Origin of the sequence: Pseudomonas sp. 2FE (assembly GCF_005503735.1) — a bacterium.
Lineage (GTDB): Bacteria > Pseudomonadota > Gammaproteobacteria > Pseudomonadales > Pseudomonadaceae > Aquipseudomonas.
The window spans coordinates 1-2,019 of record NZ_SCMO01000021.1 but is presented as its reverse complement, the minus strand read 5'-3'; the positions used below and the strand labels follow the sequence as shown (position 1 = coordinate 2,019).

1 protein-coding gene is annotated in these 2,019 nt (G+C 62.7%); it reads left to right on the top strand.

Features of this window, described 5'->3' with window-relative positions; translation table 11 throughout:
- A partial coding sequence (locus FFS12_RS19800) for a DVUA0089 family protein (protein ID WP_137889444.1) occupies positions 1–2,019 on the top strand: 2,019 nt, incomplete at both ends.

The window sequence follows — 2,019 nt, the reverse complement described above, 5'->3', positions numbered from 1 at the left end:
CCACGGCGTCGACACCACGGCCACGGCCAGCCTCAGCGTCGACCCGATCACCAGCGACGACCTGCTCAATGCCAGCGAAGCCGCCAGCAGCGTCAACGTCAGCGGCACCGTCGGCGGCGATGCCGCCCTCGGCGACAGCGTGACCTTCAGCGTCAACGGCAGCGCCTACAGCGGCGCGGTCATCGACCTCGGTGGCGGCGTGTTGGGCTTCAGCATCGCGGTGGCCGGCAGCGACCTGGCCGCCGACACCAGCTTCGATGTCAGCGTCAGCGGCAGCGATGCCGCCGGCAACCCGTTCAGCGCCACCGCCACCTCGAGCCACGGCGTCGACACCACGGCTCCGACCATTACTGCAAACCAGACTTTCAGCTACGCAGAAAATCACACCGCCAACAGCAGCCTCGGTACGGTCGGCGCCACCGACACCTCTGGCGTCACTGGATACCGCTTCGCCGCAACGGGAACCAGCACCAGTGCTGATGGTTTCTTCGCTATCAGCAATAGCGGAGTGATCTCTCTTACTAACGCCGGTGCCGCCGCAGGCGCGGCTTCCAATGATTTCGAAACCGGTGCCAACACCTTTATCCTCGCGGTGCAGGCCGTCGATGCCGCCGGCAACATCTCGACCGCCACCAACGTGACCCTCAATGTCACCAACATCAATGAGGCGCCGACCGTAGCCGCAGCCCTGACCGCCGCCGCCAACGAAGACGACGCCAGCTTCAACGTCAACCTGCTCACTGGCGCCAGCGACGTGGATATCGGGGATGTGCTCAGTGTCAGCAACGTGCAAGGCCTGAGCAGTGGCTTGAGCCTGAGCGGCAACACTCTCAGCGTCGACCCAAGCGATACCACGTTCCAAAGCCTGGCGGTGGGCGAAACCCGCGACATCATCGTCAGCTATGACGTGATCGATGGTAATGGTGGCTCGGTCAGTCAAAGCATCACCGTAACTATCACCGGCACCAACGATACACCGGTGATTCAAAGCAGCGTCATCGATGGCGCGGGCGTCATCGACAAACCACAAGGGCTGGACAACCACAGCATCGCCACCGCCATCAATCTGGACGGCAGCTTTACCCTGGGCAGCAATCCCGATGTTGGCAACTCCGAAACCGTGCCCTTCGTTTCCATCAGCAGCATCGGCGACAATGCGTTCGACTACTACGCCTTTACCGTCACCCAAGCGGGTACCAGTGCGACCTTTGATATCGACTACGGCTACAATGCGGGTGTCAGCTTCGACCCTTGGCTGAATCTCTATGATGCCAACGGCAACCGGCTGGCATACGACGACGACTCAGCTGTTAGTGATGGCGGTGGCGGCAGCGTTCACGCGTACGACTCCTACCTGACCTACACCTTCAGCCAGCCCGGCACCTACTACATCGCCGTTGGCCGCTACGCCGGTAGCAGCACCATCGCCGGCAGCATCTCAACCGGCGGAACCTACCAACTGCAGGTATCCCTGCCCAACGCCATCATGAGTGGGACTCTGGTCGAACGCGCCGACGGCGCACCCGATGAAAATACCGGCAGCCTCGCAGTCAGCGGTAGCATCGGCTTCACGGATGTCGACCTATCGGACAGTCACAGCGTCAGCAGCACCCTGTTCTCCACCAACGACTCGCTGAATAGCGGCGCCGCCGCGCGTGGCAGCCTGACCGCGGTGCTGGCCAATGACAGCACTGGTGACGGCAGCGGCAGCATCAGCTGGACCTACAACGTCGACGCCAGTGCGCTGGATGACCTCGCCGAAGGCCAGGTACTCACTCTTACCTACCGCGTCAGCGTCAACGACGGGCATGGCGGCGTAACCTTCCAGGACGTGGTCATCACCCTGAACGGCACCAACGATGCCCCGGTTGCCGCCAATGCCAGCGTCGGCACCGGCGAGAACACCGTGCTCAACAGCAGCGTGCCGGTCGCCAGCGATATCGATGGCACGATCAACGCCAATGGCTATGCCCTGGTCGCAGGACCCGGCGCCGGTAACGGCAGCCTCACCTTTAACCC